Origin of the sequence: Flavobacterium pygoscelis (assembly GCF_023162025.1) — a bacterium.
Taxonomy (GTDB): domain Bacteria; phylum Bacteroidota; class Bacteroidia; order Flavobacteriales; family Flavobacteriaceae; genus Flavobacterium; species Flavobacterium pygoscelis.
In genome coordinates, this window is sequence record NZ_JALNUB010000003.1 from 23,220 (window position 1) to 41,166 (window position 17,947).

The 17,947-nt window shown below is 32.6% G+C and carries 19 protein-coding genes and 1 riboswitch; of the genes, 6 read left to right on the forward strand and 13 right to left on the reverse strand.

The window, feature by feature from the left end; all coding sequences use genetic code 11:
- Nucleotides 1-239: 239 nt before the first annotated feature.
- The 3 genes from MW871_RS04560 to MW871_RS04570 are packed head-to-tail and all read right to left on the reverse strand — an operon-like array spanning nt 240 to nt 1,878.
- Nucleotides 240-842 carry a DUF4252 domain-containing protein gene (locus tag MW871_RS04560; RefSeq protein ID WP_210645796.1) on the reverse strand — a complete coding sequence of 201 codons (603 nt, stop codon included), beginning with the start codon at nt 840-842 and terminating at the stop codon, nt 240-242.
- 42 nt (nt 843-884) lie between these two features.
- Nucleotides 885-1,382, reverse strand: coding sequence for a hypothetical protein (locus MW871_RS04565; RefSeq protein WP_248427713.1), 498 nt, complete (start codon nt 1,380-1,382; stop codon nt 885-887).
- Nucleotides 1,369-1,878 (reverse strand): RNA polymerase sigma factor, encoded by a 510-nt coding sequence (locus tag MW871_RS04570; protein ID WP_248427714.1) that lies wholly within the window; start codon nt 1,876-1,878, stop codon nt 1,369-1,371. Before MW871_RS04570 ends, MW871_RS04565 begins: the two co-directional genes overlap by 14 nt.
- A 123-nt stretch (nt 1,879-2,001) precedes the next feature.
- Here MW871_RS04570 and MW871_RS04575 point away from each other — a divergent pair, with 123 nt between their 5' ends.
- The gene (locus MW871_RS04575) at nt 2,002-3,462 is read left to right on the forward strand and encodes a S41 family peptidase (RefSeq protein WP_248427715.1); all 1,461 of its coding nucleotides are present in this window, start codon (nt 2,002-2,004) and stop codon (nt 3,460-3,462) included.
- A 130-nt stretch (nt 3,463-3,592) separates the two neighbouring features.
- On the opposite strand, the gene MW871_RS04580 is transcribed toward MW871_RS04575, so the two are convergent.
- The 8 genes from MW871_RS04580 to MW871_RS04615 all read right to left on the reverse strand — a co-directional run bounded on the left by MW871_RS04580 (nt 3,593) and on the right by MW871_RS04615 (nt 11,647).
- The gene (locus MW871_RS04580) at nt 3,593-4,621 is read right to left on the reverse strand and encodes a YncE family protein (RefSeq protein ID WP_248427716.1); all 1,029 of its coding nucleotides are present in this window, start codon (nt 4,619-4,621) and stop codon (nt 3,593-3,595) included.
- A 3-nt stretch (nt 4,622-4,624) separates the two neighbouring features.
- Nucleotides 4,625-6,460 carry a TonB-dependent receptor plug domain-containing protein gene (locus MW871_RS04585; protein WP_248427717.1) on the reverse strand — a complete coding sequence of 612 codons (1,836 nt, stop codon included), beginning with the start codon at nt 6,458-6,460 and terminating at the stop codon, nt 4,625-4,627.
- Between the two features lie 30 nt (nt 6,461-6,490).
- A riboswitch (cobalamin riboswitch) is annotated at nt 6,491-6,753 on the reverse strand.
- Nucleotides 6,754-6,852: 99 nt separating this feature from the next.
- Nucleotides 6,853-7,374 (reverse strand): alpha-ribazole phosphatase, encoded by a 522-nt coding sequence (cobC, locus tag MW871_RS04590; protein ID WP_248427718.1) that lies wholly within the window; start codon nt 7,372-7,374, stop codon nt 6,853-6,855.
- Complete coding sequence (locus MW871_RS04595; protein WP_248427720.1) at nt 7,359-8,156, reverse strand: adenosylcobinamide-GDP ribazoletransferase; 798 nt, start codon at nt 8,154-8,156, stop codon at nt 7,359-7,361. Before MW871_RS04595 ends, cobC begins: the two co-directional genes overlap by 16 nt.
- A gap of 175 nt (nt 8,157-8,331) precedes the next feature.
- On the reverse strand, nt 8,332-10,005 hold the full coding sequence (gene cobT, locus MW871_RS04600; RefSeq protein WP_248427721.1) for a nicotinate-nucleotide--dimethylbenzimidazole phosphoribosyltransferase: 1,674 nt from the start codon (nt 10,003-10,005) through the stop codon (nt 8,332-8,334).
- A gap of 35 nt (nt 10,006-10,040) precedes the next feature.
- Nucleotides 10,041-10,691, reverse strand: coding sequence for a Dph6-related ATP pyrophosphatase (locus tag MW871_RS04605; protein ID WP_248427723.1), 651 nt, complete (start codon nt 10,689-10,691; stop codon nt 10,041-10,043).
- 2 nt (nt 10,692-10,693) lie between these two features.
- On the reverse strand, nt 10,694-11,203 hold the full coding sequence (gene cobU, locus MW871_RS04610) for a bifunctional adenosylcobinamide kinase/adenosylcobinamide-phosphate guanylyltransferase (RefSeq protein WP_248427724.1): 510 nt from the start codon (nt 11,201-11,203) through the stop codon (nt 10,694-10,696).
- A gap of 36 nt (nt 11,204-11,239) precedes the next feature.
- Entirely contained in the window at nt 11,240-11,647 is a 408-nt protein-coding gene (locus tag MW871_RS04615) for a C1orf53 family protein (protein ID WP_248427726.1), read from the reverse strand.
- A 97-nt stretch (nt 11,648-11,744) separates the two neighbouring features.
- Between MW871_RS04615 and MW871_RS04620 the strand changes: the two genes are divergently transcribed.
- From MW871_RS04620 to MW871_RS04630, 3 genes are read left to right on the forward strand one after another with little or no spacing between them, the layout of a single operon-like run.
- Entirely contained in the window at nt 11,745-12,887 is a 1,143-nt protein-coding gene (locus MW871_RS04620) for an ABC transporter substrate-binding protein (RefSeq protein ID WP_248427727.1), read from the forward strand.
- A gap of 1 nt (nt 12,888) precedes the next feature.
- Nucleotides 12,889-13,920 (forward strand): iron ABC transporter permease, encoded by a 1,032-nt coding sequence (locus tag MW871_RS04625; protein ID WP_248427728.1) that lies wholly within the window; start codon nt 12,889-12,891, stop codon nt 13,918-13,920.
- The gene (locus MW871_RS04630) at nt 13,920-14,702 is read left to right on the forward strand and encodes an ABC transporter ATP-binding protein (protein WP_248427729.1); all 783 of its coding nucleotides are present in this window, start codon (nt 13,920-13,922) and stop codon (nt 14,700-14,702) included. Before MW871_RS04625 ends, MW871_RS04630 begins: the two co-directional genes overlap by 1 nt.
- A gap of 3 nt (nt 14,703-14,705) precedes the next feature.
- Here MW871_RS04630 and MW871_RS04635 read toward each other — a convergent pair whose 3' ends face one another.
- Both MW871_RS04635 and MW871_RS04640 read right to left on the reverse strand, forming a co-directional pair.
- The gene (locus MW871_RS04635; protein ID WP_248427731.1) at nt 14,706-15,161 is read right to left on the reverse strand and encodes a tRNA (cytidine(34)-2'-O)-methyltransferase; all 456 of its coding nucleotides are present in this window, start codon (nt 15,159-15,161) and stop codon (nt 14,706-14,708) included.
- On the reverse strand, nt 15,162-15,797 hold the full coding sequence (locus tag MW871_RS04640; RefSeq protein ID WP_248427732.1) for a pseudouridine synthase: 636 nt from the start codon (nt 15,795-15,797) through the stop codon (nt 15,162-15,164).
- Between the two features lie 171 nt (nt 15,798-15,968).
- Between MW871_RS04640 and MW871_RS04645 the strand changes: the two genes are divergently transcribed.
- Both MW871_RS04645 and MW871_RS04650 read left to right on the forward strand, forming a co-directional pair.
- A complete protein-coding gene (locus MW871_RS04645; RefSeq protein ID WP_248427733.1) occupies nt 15,969-16,346 on the forward strand; it encodes a hypothetical protein in 378 nt (125 codons plus the stop codon).
- A gap of 230 nt (nt 16,347-16,576) precedes the next feature.
- Nucleotides 16,577-17,947, forward strand: a complete 1,371-nt coding sequence (locus MW871_RS04650) for a DNA recombination protein RmuC (protein ID WP_248427735.1) — start codon at nt 16,577-16,579, stop codon at nt 17,945-17,947.

Genomic DNA, 17,947 nt, shown 5'->3' on the forward strand with positions numbered 1-17,947 from the left:
TCTATTACAACCAATAAACGGTATTATAACCTTCTAAATTATTGCAAAACAAGAATTGTTTATTTTAATATATAAATTCAAGTTTAGCATTAAATACTGTTTTTAAAAGAAACTACATCAAAAAAAAGCGTTTTGAAATCAATCAAGACGCTTTTTTACAAAATTATTTTAAGGATACAGCTCTTTCTTTTTAACATATTACAAGAGCAAAATTGTAAGCCAAAGTGTGCAATTTTTACTTATTTCTTTCCTTTAGTAGCTCTTTTCAAATCATCACCTCCTGGAATTCTCATTTTGTCTGTAAGAATAGAAATTTCGTTTAAATCAAAATTACCTGTCAACGACATCAAAACAGTATCAGCATTTTTAGCGCCTTCAATAAACATCAGCAATTCTCTTATTTGAGAATCTGTAGTACTCGATTTTACTAAAATCTTAATATTCTTTCCATTTTCATTTACTCGCATCAATTCCTCTAAACCAGCTGTTTTAATATACTTTTCAGCGGTCAACCTCATATCTCCTTCTACTTTAGCGCTTTTTGTAGTAAAGACTTTAAGATTATCCAGTTTTTTAATCAAGTTTAAGTATTGTTGGGTTTCTTTATCAGAAGCATCCACTTTGACTTTACTCATTAAATCAAACATTTTTTTATTAACAATAATTGACGTTACATCTTCTTGACCGTCAAATTTATCAAAAGCAGCTTGCGAAAAAATCGAACTTGAAATAAAAACAAAAGCAATAGTCAGTAAACCGTTTTTTACTCTAGTTAAATGACGTTCTTTTTTGTTGTATTCTGCTGTTGCAGAAAAGTTTGTAATTATATTATTTGATTTCATTATTTATTTTATTTAAAATTAATTGTAATGGTTTTCTAAAATTTAAAACTCAGAAGTAGGATTGGGAACCGTCCTAAATATTCTGTTTTTGGTTTTTTGATACTCGTCAATATACTGTACACTTTCTATGCCAACATTTACATTATTTGATAGCAAATTCAAAGCATTCTGAGTCGCTTCAAAAGCTTGTTTAGGATCGTCATAAGTTCCCAATTCATTGTTTTTGATTGAGGATTCAGTTCCAAACATATAAAACAAACCAATTCCTAAAACAACTACTATTGAAGCCGCTATAGATACCCAATAAAAATTATTTTTACCAATTCTTTTTTGAGTTTTAGGATTTTTAAAGATAGGTGTTTCTAAATTAGAATGTTCCTTTCTTGCCGCTTCAAAATGTTTAAATATCGAAACATATTGCATTAAATGAGGAGCTACTTCGGTAGAAGAAAAATAATTTTGCAATTCTTTTTCTTCTTCAATAGTAGTTTCACCCTCAAAATATTTATCTACTATTCTTTCTATTCTACTTAATTCCATAATCATGTACATTTTTCATAAATTCTCTTATTGTTTTTCTAGCTCTAGAAAGTGTCACTCTAACTGTGTTTTCACTTACTGCTACAATTTTCGCTATTTCTTCATATTCGTATTGTTCAATATCGCGCAATTGAATAATTATTTGCTGCTGTTCTGGTAATTGAGCGAGGCATTTCTCAACCCAATTTAAACTGTCTAAATCTTCAATATTCTTACCTAATTCCGAATCAAAATCCTTGTCATGATCAGAATTTAACGGAACATTAGTCGCTCTCTTAGATTTTAATTGATCCAAACAATAATTTTTTGTCAAAGTCATAGCAAATGCTTCTACATTTCTATAAGTCGATACACTTGAACTCTTGCTCCATAACTTAAATAAAACTTCCTGAGTTGCATCTTCTGCTTCTTCTGTGCTTACGAGTAATCGCTTTGCTAGTCGGAAGATTTTGTCTTTAAACGGTGTCGTTATCAGAACAAACTCGTTTTGATCCATAAAAGATAATTATTAGAGAGGTTTTACATTCAAGACGATTTCCATTTCTTTTTGTTACAAAGAAGAGAAAATAAAACTAAAGTTAGTATTTTTACGTTTATAATTGATATCGATATCCCCAATATGAAAAAAACAGTCCTACTTACACTCCTACTTTTTATAGCCGTCATTAGTTTTAATAGCTGTCAAGACAATGACGATATTGCTCCGCCAGCGAGCTTAGAAATCCAAGATTTTATCTGGAAAGGACTTAATCAATATTATTTATGGCAAGAATATGTTCCTAATTTAAATGACAATCGTTTTGCTAACCAAAAGGAATTAAACAGTTTTCTAAGCAATTATCAAAACCCCGAAGACTTATTTAATGCGCTTCGTGTAGATAAAACGATCGATCGTTTTAGTTGGATTGTAGATGATTATTTAGAATTAGAAGGACAATTGCAAGGAACCACAAAAAATAACGGACTAGAATTTGGGTTAAGTTACAAAGCAGGAAGCAGTACGGAAGTATTTGGATACGTTCGCTATGTAATAAATAATTCAGATGCATCGAATAAAGATATTAAACGAGGTGATATTTTCACTGCTGTGAATGGTACTCCGCTGAACAACAACAATTATTTATCCTTACTATACGGTTCTAATGAAACTTACGTTCTTAGCATGGCTACGTTGAATGGAAACACCATAATTCCCAACGGAAAATCAGTTTCTTTGACAAAAACGGTATTGTCTGAAAATCCAATTTTAGTTAATAAAGTGATTACTTCAGGAGCACATAAGATAGGTTATTTAATGTATAATGGTTTTTATGGCGATTATGACATCAAGTTAAATGAAGCTTTTGGTGAACTAAAAGCACAAGGAGTAACAGATTTAGTTCTTGACCTAAGATACAATAGAGGTGGATCTGTGCAAACAGCCACTCGATTAGCGAGTATGATTAAAAAGAAAACTAAAGAAAAAGAAGTATTTGCAAAACAACAATGGAATACAAAAATCAATTCTTATTTTGAAGCTGAAAATCCTGATGCCTTGTTTAATTATTTTAGCGACAAAATAGAAGATACTCCTATTAATTGTCTAGATCTTAATAAAGTATATATTTTGACCTCTAATAATACGGCCTCTGCGAGTGAATTGGTCATAAATGGATTAAAACCTCATCTTACTGTTGTTCAAATTGGCGATATAACTGTTGGTAAAAATGTAGGTTCGGTAACTTTATATGATTCCCCTACTTTTACTGATAAAAACAGAAACCCAAAACACCGTTATGCTATGCAACCAATTGTGTTAAAAATCGTAAATTCTGAAGGGTTTGGAGATTACTTTACGGGCTTAGTACCTAATTTTAAAGTAATAGAAACAGTAAGTACTTTAGGAAGTTTGGGCGAAAGTACGGAACCTTTATTAAGTGTAGCTATAAATAAAATTACAGGAACAGGTAGAATGATCAATCAAAATAAAGTGGATCCATTTAAATATATCAATGATTCTAAATCATTAAATAGATTTCAAAACCAAATGTATATTGACAAAGCTCCAGAAGGACTTTTGAAAGCATTGGAACAAAATTAATAAGACAATAAAGAAAATAATTAACAGCTATTTATTATTTAAATTGTTTTAAAATTCAAACTAAAAACACCTCTTTTTCTACTGAAAAAGAGGTGTTTTTTTAGTTTGAATATTAGCTTAGATAATTGGATTAATTGTTTGAATAAAATCCATTAGGGCCCATACCAACAGTAACTGATTTTAATTCGGCACCTGTAGAAGAAAATATTTTTACTGTTCCTGCTGCTGTAAATCCGTTTACATTAGCAGAATAAATTTTACCATCAATAACATTAAAAGCATAAAAAGTAAAATAACCGCCATCAGGAATTGAAAATAACGGAGCTTCACTAAAACTTGTAGCATTCAAAGCCATTACATACGCATTATTACCTACAGTATAATATATTTTTTCTCCATCAATATCCATATTTTTTGCGTTTTTTAACACAGTAGATTCAATAGCAGTTGCTGTATCATTAGTAGTATTAATTTTATACAACTTACTTTTTTCAGCATTTCCAGATAAAACATATACAGATCCACTTTTTTCCTCAATAGCGTTTACTCCGTTTTCAACCGTAATAGTACTCATTGCATTATTAATTTGAGGATTAATAACTGTTACACTAGTACCACTTCCGTATGCACCATTAGTAATGTATAATTTACCATTTGCAGTAATTATTTTCTCTACCACTTTATTTACAGCAATAACTTCTAAAAAATTGTATGTTTTAGCATCATAAACGTTTACTGACTTCGTTTTTGCATTCGTAACATATAATTTTCCGTTTAAAACAACACTATAACGAGGGTTTTTTATTTGGTCAGTTATAGTTGCAATGCTTTTAAAGGTATATCTATTGACTACTTCAACAGTATTTGAATTGTTTACAACAATAAATGCTTTATCCTCAGAAAAACTTAAGGATTGCACAACATCTCCTAAAGGTTTGTTGCTGTTTTCTATCCCAAAAATATTGTTTATAACAGCATATTCACTAGAGATAAAAGATACAGAACCATTTGGTGTACCAAAATTACCTTCATTTAATACAATAACACCTTTGTCATAAGCGCCTAAAGGCACTTTATTTTCAGTTGTATCATCATTACTACAAGAAGCTAATAATAAAGCACTTGCAAAAATTCCAAGAAAAGCATTTTTAAAATTCATTTTTTAATAATTAAGGGTTAAATAAAGAGTTAAATTCCTTCCAGGCATCAATCGGCTTGGTAAGGATTCATATATTTCATTCCAAAGATTAGCCACTTTAAGGCCAATTTTACAGACATTTTTTTTACTGAAATTATAATCCATTCCTAAATTAGAAATAGTATAATCGCTTAAAATATTTTTTGGATTATTATCAGAAGTAGTAAAAACAGCACCTACAAACATAAATTGATAATAGGAATTAAACCTGTTATAGGAATATGAACCAGCAGCGGTTGCTTTATGATAGGGAACATAAAAAAGTTGATTGTTATTTTTATCATCTAACGAAACAGTGTAAGAATAAGTTGCGTTAATCCCAAAGTTGTGACTATTGAAGTTCTTTTTCCAGGATCCCAAAGTTTCAAATCCATAAATAGAAACATTATCGGTATTAAAAGGAGACCAGTTTCCGGTGTTAGTGGGCAACCAGCGAATCATGTCCGTAATTTTTGAAGCGTAAAAAGTAGCACTTACATTAAAATCTTTGTATCTAAAATTATTACCCAATTCTAACTGATAGGAATTCTCCGGCTTTAAATCAAGATTACCACCCGTTTCCCAATAAAAGTCATTAAAAGTAGGCACCCTAAAATTGCGAGAAATATTAAACTTAAACTGGTAAAGAGAAGAGAAATCGATAGTTGTACCCGCTGAAAATAGCAAAGGACTTTTATAAACATCCGAAATCTCTTTTCGAGCACTCAATTCATAATTCCATTTCTCAGTAATATATTGTTTCATTAAAACACTAATACCTCCTACTTGTCTACTATTATTACCGACTCCAGATCCAAATGCGTTACTTTTATTGTAATCGAATAGCGTATTCAGATTTATTTTAGAAGAAAATGCATATACAAAATCATATTTTGCAATAAAACTTTTTACTCCTCCGGAAGTAAAGTCTTCCTCTTCGATATCATCAAAATACTTATAATGCTCTGTAATGTAGGCGAGTTTCATATTAGAAACTGATTTGCCAAAAATACTAGTCCACGCCAATAAATTTCTGGTATTAAAATCTTGGTATTTTGTTTTAGTAGCATTTGGTGAGGTTATAGAAAAATGACGTTCCCCATCATAACTCTCACTGTACAATTTAATGGTATTTTTAGCATCCAACTTATAACCAATGGCAGTACTAAAATTAGTATTATAGAACTCTCCGTTACTGTTTTTACCTTGTTTTCCAATAAATTTATAATCATTATCAGAACTATTTCTGGTAAAACTAGCATTGGTACTCCATTGGTTTGTTGCTGCGGTAACCGCATAAATAGTGCTTAGTGTATTAAAATCACCATAATATACTTCTAAGTTATTTTCGAAAGTGTTTCTAAATTTCAAATCATTATTTAAGTGAATTGTGCCTCCTATTGCACCACTGCCATAAACAACACTCCCTCCGCCCGCTTTTACATCAATTGAATTATAGCCTCTTGTAGACACAGTGTTAAAATCTGTTTGCCCTAATAACTGAGAATTAATATTAATACCATTCCAGACCACGGCAGTTTGTTGCGCAGTTGTTCCTCGAAAAGATGGCGATGAAACCATTCCTAAACCATTTTCTTTGAAATAAATAACTGAATTATAATTTAAAAGAGAGGTTAATGAAGATTGATTTTTACTAATAATAGAATCGTTCAATTTTAAAACGGACTGGGAACTTGAAAAGTTTTTAAGTTGCGTATCAGAAACCACTACTTCGTTGAGAGGTATTGCCGTTTTATTTTGAGCCAAAAGGAATTGGCTTAACAATATAATAGAAAGTAAACGAAATTTTTTAGTTGCCATAATTCCTAAACCTTTTTCCCGAAAGTTCGATATTAGTTATGAAAAAAGGCAGGTCTCCTGGCTTGCGTCTTGTTGTTTACCTTCCCATTCGCACAAGCGAACAGTGGTTTGTAGCTAACAACAAGCTTTATAGCTTACAGTTGCGGGAACAGCTCAAGATTTTTATTTTTTGATTACAATTTTTTGATTACAGAATAATTCTGAAATCTAAAATCGCTAATCTTCAATCACTTGATTCCCTTTTAATGTGTTTCACAAAAAGCAAATACACAACCTTAATACGGCAGCAAAGGTAAAATTTAATTCAGTTTTAAAACAAATTTGTAGAAACTATTGACTGGTTATTTAAATGAAACTAAAAAATATATCGTTACGCACTGATTTTTAGTAAATTACAATTCAATTTTTATCACATCACCAAAACCAACTTTGTTATTAAACGCCTCTTTTAGTGGTAAACTAGCTATTTTACAAAGAATACTTCTAATAACACCCGCATGGGCAACAATAACAACTGGTGCATTGTATTTTCTTTGAAGTTCATTTTCTAAAAAATCATTTACCCGATTGTATAAATCCACAAAAGATTCTCCGTTTGGAACAGCTACATTGACAAAATCGTTCATCCAGGGTGCAAAATCATCTGGAGGAATAGCATCCCAATTTTTCATTTCCCAATCCCCAAAATTCATTTCCATCAATCGATCATCTGTAATTATAACATTCGAAAGGTATTTAGCCAATTCCGTACAACGAAACAGCGGACTAGAATAGACAACTGCACCGGCTGGAATTTGATTTTTTATTGATTCGAATAATTCTAAATACGGTTCTAAAATATGAACATCGGATTGCCCATAACAGATTCCTTTTTCACAAACCGTTTCGGTGTGGCGTACTAAATAAACTTCCATAAGACAATAATTGAAATATAAAATACTACTTCACAAACTTGTTGGGTAGCTCCAAGACAATCTCCTGTATAGCCATCAATCCATTTCTGAAAATAACGCGCCATGAAAAAACGAGTGATGAAAATAGGAACTAAAACCAATAAGAATTGCCATTGAAAATAAGCTAATAGAATAAGTGGTAATAAACCAAAAAAGAAAGCACCTGCCACTTCACGCCAAGTATAATTTTGTGCTATAGGTTTGCTTTTACTTGTAGCATCCTCTCGCGAATATTCATGAGTAAAAACAATAGAAATTGCTGCTAATCTACTCAAAGAATGAGCCGAAACAAAAAGTAACAGAATTAGGATTTGATATTTAGTTTTGAAGAACTCTGAAGAAGAAACTATTTCAGACAAAGTTTTAAACTTGAGTAAAAACAATAAAACTATCCCAATCGCTCCATAAGCCCCAATGGCGCTGTCTTTCATGATTAAGAGTATCTTTTCTTTAGTCCATCCGCCACCAAAACCATCGCAAACATCAGCAAAACCGTCTTCATGAAAAGCACCTGTAACTAAAATAGAGGCAATCATAGAAAAAATCACCGCTATTTCTACAGTCATTAAATAATTAAACAAGCTAAAAACACCAAATGCCACAGCGCCAACAATCCATCCAATAATAGGAAAATAGCGAGAAGCTTTGTTTAAATAATCTGGATTATGATCTATGTTTTTGGGGCAAGGAATTCGGGTGTAAAACATCAATGCTGTAAAAAATATGTGTATCTCTTTTTTCATATTAGTATAAAAATCTCTTTGCTTTTTGGCTAATGCCAATTAAATTTTCTATTTATAATGCAACATATAAAGATGTTAGCAGTTTTATTATTTTTAATTTACCTCCAGATTTATTGGGACGACTCTTAATTTATTTTTTAATATAGCTTTGACCAAATTTCATCTTATCCTAAAATTATTTGTTATTCACTCCAGCAATTTCAAAACTAGCCATTTCATTCAAAAAAGCGATCGCCGACTGGATAATTGGAAATGCAATAGCACAACCAGTGCCTTCACCTAAACGCAATCCCAATTGTAAAACGGGCTGAACTCCTAGATAATCCAGTAATTTAACATGGGCTTGTTCAGCAGAACAATGACAGAAAACAGCATTTTTGCTTATCTCTGGATTTTTTTGATGAGCAATTAAAAATGCTACACTGCAAATAAATCCATCCACTAGAATTAGCATGTTATTTTCATGAGCCGCTAACATTCCAGAAGCCATTTGTATAATTTCAAATCCCCCAAAATAAGCCAGTTTTTCCTCTAATTCTTCGGTTCCTGAATAATTAGCTATCGCTGCTTGTAATATTTTTTGTTTCTGAATTAGCTTCTCATCACTTACTCCTGTTCCTAATCCTACGCAATCTTGAAGTGGAATATTTGTAATTATACTCATTAAAACCGAAGCTGTCGAGGTATTTCCAATACCCATTTCTCCAAAACCAATACAGTTACTACCTGTTTTTGCAATAGCATTCACTACCGCTGCTCCTTTAGAAAAACACAAACGCAATTCAGACGCACTCATTGCCGGTCCGTGTAAAAAGGACTGGGTTCCTTTAGCAATTTTAGTTGTTGTCAGATCGGCATTCGGCGGAAAATCATAATTCACGCCAGCATCCACAATTGACAACTTGATATTATTTTGTTTGCAAAAAACATTTATTGCCGCTCCACCTTCAAGAAAATTAGTCACCATTTGACGCGTTACATCCTGTGGATAGGCACTCACACCATGTACTGCGATTCCGTGATCAGCGGCAAAGACAACAATATTGGGTTGAATTATTTTTGGTTCCAGAGTTTGAAATAGCTCTCCTATTTGTTGGGCTAGCTTTTCAAGAATCCCTAATGAACCTAAAGGCTTGGTTTTATGGTCAATTTTATGTTGTAATGCATCCTTTATTGATCTAGACTCTGTGTGAGTTTGCTTAGTTACTCGCAATGACTCTGGATAGTTCACTGGAACTAAAATCTCTTCTACAAAAGGAGCTTTTGATTTTTGTTTCCAATTCAGTTGTTGTAACATCGGTTGATTATCATAATCTGTTGCAGGTTTGCCTACGCAAAAATATCCTAGCGGTTCTATATGTTCTGGCAATCCTAATAACTGCTTGAAATGATAGTAGTTTAAAATCGAAATCCATCCCATCGAATAACCTTGTTCTGTCAAAGACAACCATATATTTTGAGCAGCACAAACCGAACTAAATTTAATTGCTTCATTACTTCCTACAGTTCCAATGCTAAAATCATTCAAAACCGAACGATCGTAACAAATTACAAGTCCAAGCGGAGCTTCTTGAATTGCTTCTAATTTTAATGCCTTATAATCTTCCTTTTGTTGTGCGCTATCCGTTTGATTTGCTGCTTTAGTATCATAGTCCAAAAACAATTCTTTAACAGCTTTCTTAATTTCGTCCGACTTAATCAGATAATATTTTGTAGCATCTGTTAAACCCACAGAAGGTGCCCAATGTCCTGCCTGAAGTGCTTTTTGAATAACGGTATCAGGAACTTCATCAGTAGTAAAATGTCGAGTGTCGCGACGGGATTTTAAAATTTCATCTAAATAGGTCATCGTAATTTTTTTATACTCAATTATTCATTAAATTTCTAAACGAAATCTTCCCAAACTACAAAACAATAGTCGTTGTAAGTTTTAATCGAAAACTTTGGAAGGGTGATCCTTTCTGAAAAAAGAGAGCAATTGAGAACCAAAGTATGAAATTCTCCGTTCTCCCCACAAGGATCAATTCCTTTTTCTTTTAGTTCTAATGCCAATTCCTTGGTTAAGATTTTCCCCAAATAGCTTTCGCCCATTATTGTATTGCAAGAAACAATCATCGTTTCGACACCGTTTTCGATGATTTCGTTAACCAATTTAATCCGATCTTGCTGCCACAAAGGCAAAATTGCTTTTAGAGAAGCTGCTTGACATACTTTATCTTCCCAATCCTTATGAGCTTGTAAATCGATATCGCCAAAAACAGCGGCATCCAAATCATATTTTATTTTATGCGTTTTTAAAGTACTGATAAACTTTGCTTCATAATCGCCCCAAGTTGTGGGAATGCCTTCCAGAGGCAATTGCATTTTTTGGGCTTGTTGATTCAAAATTGACAAAGGCAATCCATGAGAACGGGATATTTGACCATTTTCGTTCATCATATTCAGCAATACTTTAGGGACTAAGCCTGTATTAACTGCCTGTATCATGGCATAGCAACTGTCTTTTCCACCACTCCAAGAAGTCAAAAAATTCATTATTATCCTTTTATTGTTACAGGAATTCCTGAAACCATTAGCACCACTTTCTCCGCTCTTTTAGCAATATATTGGTTCATCCAACCTTGTAATTCGGTAAATTTTCGTCCAATGTGCGTTTCAGCATGAACACCCATTCCTATTTCATTGGTAACAATAATAATAGTAGCGTTTTCTTGATTTACGATTTGGTCAAATTCTGCTTTGGCTTGTTCTAAACACAAATCCACATCATTTTTAGTATCTATAAAAAAATTAGTCAACCAAAGCGTAACACAATCAACTATGGCAACATTTCCGGAGAAATCAATTTCACTCAGGTGTTTTTCTTTTTCAATGTTTATCCAGCGTTCGTCACGATCTTTTTGATGGCGATCAATTCTTTTTTGAAAATCATCATCCCATTTTCTCGCTGTTGCTACATACATTGGCTTAGCCGATAATTCTTTTGCCAAATTCTCGGCATAACTGCTTTTTCCTGAGCGCTCTCCGCCGGTTATCAGATATATCATTATAGTTAATAATTATTAATTATTCAATAGATTTTTTTATCCCTGTGATAGGTTCTTATTCTGTGGTTTGTCGTTTTTAAAATCATACGGACAATGACGACAACCATTACCACAGCAGTTTCCTCTTTTCAAATGAAAGAAAGCTTTAAAAACATAATTCCCTTTCTCTAAATAGTAATCAATTCCTTCAATCAAATTATTGGATTTAGGCAACAATGCTACCTTATTATGGAAAATGGTCTCCGGATTCAATGTCGCTATATACTCATCAATTTTTTCTGAGCAGGATTGCTTGAAACAAATAGGACAAAGACAATCAATTGCGGTTGTAGGAACTAATAAAGGTGGGAAATCATTACACCAACAGCTACTCCCTCCTGCTGTATTTCCACAACCAAAGTAGGTAGCGCAGCTTGAACACTGTTTTTCTTTACTACCATTCATGTTGTAAAGATAGTATTTGTTGATTTTTTTTGGTTAAAAAATAAACAAGATTTTTTTGTAATTTCTTTTACCTTTGTCTTAATCATAAAATGGCATCATGAAGCTTACTTCTTATAAAATTCTTTTACTTCTTGTTCTTTCAACCTTCGTTAGTTGCAAAAAAACCGAAAAATCAGCAAATAAATCATTTTCAAACGCAAAAAATGAAATAGAATACGCCAGTAACTTAGCTATATTCAAGCAGGAAGGCTATTCGATAGTCAAGATAATCAACCCTTGGCCCAATGCTGATAAAGACTTTACTTACATCTTAAAAGAGAAGAACGTTGTAGTTCCTGATAGTTTACAAAAATACAATACAATTAAAGTTCCTTTACAATCCATAGTTGTTACCTCAACCACTATTATTCCTTATTTAGAAATGCTTGGAGTTGAAAATCATTTGGTTGGATTCCCACATACGGATTACATTTCTTCCTTAAAAACTCGAAAATTAATTGACAATGGGTCGATTAAAAATGTAGGTCAAAACGAAAAATTAAACATGGAGCAATTGATCGAAATGAGTCCAGAACTTATTGTCACTTTTGGCATTGACAATAACAATCCAATGATCGACAATCTGCAGAAAAGTGGCTTAAAAGTATTGATTCAAGCTGACTGGATGGAACAATCACCGCTTGGAAAAGCAGAATGGATAAAATTGTACGGAGCTCTTTTCGGAAAAGAAAAAGAAGCCAAAACTCAATTTGACGATATTATAAAAAATTACAAAGAAGCTATGAATTTAGTTTCCACCAAAAAACCAACAGCAAACGTATTATATGGCTCGATGTACCAAGACCAATGGTATGTAGCTAAAGCCAACAGTTGGGTTGCACAATTTTTAAAAGATGCCAAGTCGAATTACCTTTGGGCAGATACCGAAGGAACAGGTAGCATTGGATTATCATTCGAAAAAGTATTAGAAAAAGCCAAAAACGCCAATTATTGGATTGCAACAGGTCCTTTTAAAACGGTAGCGGAATTAGAAAATATCAATCCGCATTACAGTCAATTTGATGCTTTCAAAACCAAACAAGTGTATACTTTTGAGGGTAAAATAGGAGCAACAGGAGGAACAATTTATTATGAATCGGCACCTAGCCGACCTGATTTAGTATTAAAAGATTATATCAAAATCTTCCATCCTGAATTACTTCCCAATTATACTTTTACCTTTGCACAAAAACTGAACTAAATTGGCCAATAAACAACGTAATATTATTTTATTTTCCTTACTGGGTTTAGGATTCATCATTTTGTTTTTTATAAACATCAGTTTTGGATCAATAAACATTCCTTTGAAGGAAGTATATAAAAGCTTAACCGGTGGACAGGCAAGCAAATCCACTTGGGAATACATTATCATCAATTACCGCATGCCTAAAGCGATTACGGCGGTTTTAGTTGGAATGGGTTTATCAATAAGTGGTTTATTAATGCAAACCCTATTTAGAAATCCGTTAGCGGGTCCTTATGTTTTAGGACTCAGTTCAGGTGCGAGTTTAGGAGTTGCAATAGTCATATTAGGCGCTGCACTAATGCCTCCATTTTTAGCAACTTTTTTAGTCTCCTCCTACGGAATTGTTTTAGCTTCTAGCTTAGGCAGTTTTGCTGTTTTATTAGCTGTTTTAACGGTTTCACATCGCTTGCGTGATACTATGGCGATCTTAATTGTTGGTCTTATGTTTGGTAGTCTCACCAGTGCAATCGTAGGAACACTGACTTATTTTAGTACTGCAGAGCAATTACAAAAATTTACTTTTTGGTCTTTAGGAAATCTCGGTAATTTATCTTGGACGGCTATCTCTATTTTATCCAGTTGCGTTTTGATAGGATTAGTACTCAGTCTTATTAGTGTGAAACCACTAAACTCCTTACTTCTTGGCGAAAATTACGCAAAAAGTTTAGGTATGAATTATAAAAAAGCGAGACTCATTATCATTTTTGCTACCAGTATATTAGCGGGAAGTATTACTGCTTTTGCCGGACCAGTCGCCTTTATTGGATTGGCGGTTCCTCATATTGCAAAATTAGTTTTTCAAACGAGCAATCACACTATTTTATTTTGGGGCACTATTCTTTTTGGAGCATTAATTATGTTAATTTGCGACTGTATTTCCCAACTTCCTGGAAGTGATATTACATTACCAATTAATGCGGTTACCTCTATCTTTGGTGCGCCTATCGTAATTTGGTTATTAATTAGAAAACGTAAAATGATGAACTAATGAAAAACGAAATCATATTACAAGCTTCAAAAATTAGCATTGGATATTCTCATAAAAAAGAAAAAACAATTATCGCCTCAAACATTGATTTATCTTTGCGCAAAGGGAAATTAATCGCTTTAATTGGGGCTAACGGAATTGGAAAATCTACTTTATTAAAAACAATAACGGGGATTCAAAAAACTATTACAGGAACTGTTTTATTAAATGGTACTAGTATTCACAATCTAGATTCTTTAATATTAGCCCAAAATCTCAGTGTCGTTCTTACAGAAAAATTACCACCAAGCAATCTTACTGTTTTTGAATTGGTTGCCTTGGGAAGACAACCTTACACCAATTGGATAGGAAAATTAACAGATCTTGATATAGCAAAAGTAGAGCAAGCGATGCAACTCACTCAAATTTGTCATTTGGCTACTAAAAAACATTTCGAAATCAGTGATGGTCAATTACAAAAGGTTCTCATAGCAAGAGCTTTAGCACAAGACACGCCTTTAATCATACTAGACGAGCCCACCACGCATCTCGATTTATTACATAAAGTTTCACTTTTTAAACTGCTAAAAAAACTAACACAAGAAACTGAGAAATGCATCCTTTTTTCTACTCACGATATTGATATGGCGATACAATTAAGTGACGAAATGATTATTATGACTCCTGAAACTGTGATTCAAGACGAACCTTGCAACTTTATTTCAAAAGGAAGTTTTAACAATTTATTCAATGATGAACATATTATTTTTGACCCAGAAAAAGGAAAATTTTTAATTGTTTAAAAATTAGTTTTTCAATGAAATTTGACGTTTTGCTTCGCCAATTACAAAAGCAACAGAATTAGCAATATTAAAACTTCTGATTAAATTTGACATTGGAATCGTAAGATGATGCTCAAATTGAGATAAAACCTCCTCACTTAAACCTTTGCTTTCTTTACCAAAAACTAGCCAATCACCGTCTTGGAAATCCGTTTCTAAATATGATGTAGTAGCATGAGAACTCATTAGGAAAACACGCGATAAATCTGGTATTTGTGCTTTCCATTCGGCTACATTTTGATATTCTGTTACGTCAAGATGAACCCAATAATCCAATCCGGAACGCTTTAAGTTTTTATCATTTATCACAAATCCAAAAGGATGAATTAAGTGCAAACGACTTCCCGTTCCCACGCACAAACGACCAATATTCCCCGTATTATTAGGGATTTCAGGTTCTACTAAAACGATATTTAACATTTAAATTTTTGATTTTTGATTAACACTTTCTGATTCTTGATAGAGTTGGTTACCTTGATTTTTGACATTATCATTAAAATCCTCGACTTCTATCACTTCGCCAGCTTGTAAGTCATTAAGATGTACATTGCCTATTCGGACACGAACTAAACGTAAGGTTGGAAATCCAACTGCAGCAGTCATTTTGCGTACTTGACGAAACTTTCCTTCATTAACAGTAATTGAAGCCCAAGAAGTGGGTCCGTGACGTTCGTCTCGTATTTTTTTCCCACGAGCACCAAAAGCAGGGATTTCAGTAATTAATCTCGCATCACAAGGTTTCGTAATATATTTAGTTCCATTAAAACCAATCTCTACTCCTATTTTCAGTTTTTCAATGGCTTCCTGATTGATGACTCCATCAACTTGCACATAATATTCTTTATCTACTTTTTTACTTCTAATGATTTCACTCATCATTCCATCAGTAGTTAGTAACAAAAGTCCTTCTGAATCTTCATCCAATCTCCCAATTGCCATAGTACCTTTTGGAAAATCATACAATTCTCCTAACAGTTTTTTTTTGCGTTTTAATTCATAAATGAATTGACTTAAATAACCGTAGGGTTTGTGAATAATGAAATGTGAATGCGACATTGTATTGTTTTTGGAATGCCCACAAAGATAGTTTTGTTTTGACTGAATTTAAAGTTCTATGGCTATACATTTGATGATTTTACCACAAAAGGATGTTAAATGATGAACAAAAGCGGGCTAAAATTTGTAATATTATACTAATTAAAGTGATATTCATTAAAATTAAATAGTATGGAAAATAACAATTTAGGATCTAAAAAGACCAATAATAAGCAAAATACAAATGAAGGATTTAGCGGGGGAAACCTGCCAGAAGATTATAATCCTTCTGCACCAATTCTTAAAGAAGAAATAGAAATTGATGCAAATGGCAATCAAAAAATTGTTCAAAGAGCACGAAATGTAGATGGTAGTATTGCGCCATTGCCAGACGAAGAAGAAAGAACTTGGAATGAAAATGAAAGTGTAAGCCGTGGTGTTTCTACTGAAGAGGAAGCCATGAAAACAGTAGAAAATAAAGATTTAAATTCGGACATTACTGCACATCGTTATCCCAATTCACATCCAGACAATCATCAAGATAGAGGAAATATAAAGTTAGATGAATAACTTTTGATATTTTGTATTAGGAGCCAATAGAGATGAAAATTTTTATTGGCTTTTTTTTTTGATAATTACATAAAACAATATTAATTAGGTTTATGAAGTCAAATTTAAATGACTCTAAAACTAATGAAGTCCAAATTTGAACTTTATTTAAAGCGAAAGCTATTAATCTTATTTTATAGAAATCCTATAATTCATTTTATTCCTTACTTTTACTTTTCAAATTTATTTTCATGTCAACTCTAATCCCCTTTTTACTTCTTTTTATAATTGCCCTTTTTTTAGGCATTTTCATTGGAAAATTGATATTTGCCGCTCGATTTCAATCTGAAAAAATCAGTTTAGAAGAAAAATTTATTGCTGCAAATTCACAAATCAATCAATTGAGAGAACAACTTACAAATGAAAAAATAGTGTTTCAAAAACAGCTGGAAAACAGTATTCTAGAAAAAGAAACTATTAGAACTGAAAAAGACAGTTTAGCCATTCAGCTTTCTAAAAAAGAAGTTGATTTTGAGAATCTTTGGGAACGCAATAAAGAACAAAAAGAAGAAGTCGAAAAGCTACAGGAAAAATTCACAAAAGAATTCGAGAATTTAGCCAATAAAATACTAGAAGAAAAATCGAATAAATTTACAGAGCAGAATAAGGAAAATATGAAAAACATCTTGACTCCATTGCAAGATAAAATTCAGTTATTCGAGAAAAAAGTCGAGGATACACACAAAGAAAGTATAGATTATCATGCTGCTTTGCGCCAACAAATTCTTGGTTTACGCGAAATGAATATTCAAATGAGCAAGGAAACGATCAACTTAACCAAAGCGTTAAAAGGCGATAGTAAAATGCAAGGAAACTGGGGAGAATTAGTTTTAGAACGTGTTTTAGAAAAATCGGGATTAGAAAAAGGGCGTGAATACGAAGTGCAACAAGCTTTTACAACAGCAGATGGAAACCGTGTTTTTCCGGATGTGGTAATCAATTTGCCCGACGGTAAAAAAATGATTGTCGATTCTAAAGTTTCATTGACTGCTTATGAAAAATACATTAATGAAGAGGATGATAGTCTAAAAACAGGGTATTTAAAGGAACATGTTCTTTCTATAAAACGCCACGTAGAGCAATTAGGTAACAAAAATTACCACGATTTATACCAAATTGAAAGTCCAGATTTTGTACTTTTATTTATTCCTATTGAGCCCGCGTTTGCAATGGCGCTTAATGAAGACACTACTTTATACAATAAAGCCTTCGAAAAAAACATAGTCATTGTTACTCCAGCAACTTTGTTGGCTACTTTACGAACGATTGATAGTATGTGGACCAACCAAAAACAACAAGAAAATGCTTTGGAAATTGCAAGACAAGCAGGAGCTTTATACGACAAATTTGAAGGTTTTGTAAATGATTTGATTCGGATAGGAAAAAAAATTGATGAAACTAAAACAGAATATAGTGGCGCTATGAACAAATTAGTAGAAGGAAAAGGAAACCTAATTGTAAGTGTGGAAAAACTAAAAAAAATGGGGGCTAAAGCTAAAAAAGCACTTCCAGAAAGTATTATAAACAGAGCTGAAATAGATGAAAACCAACTTTTAAATTAA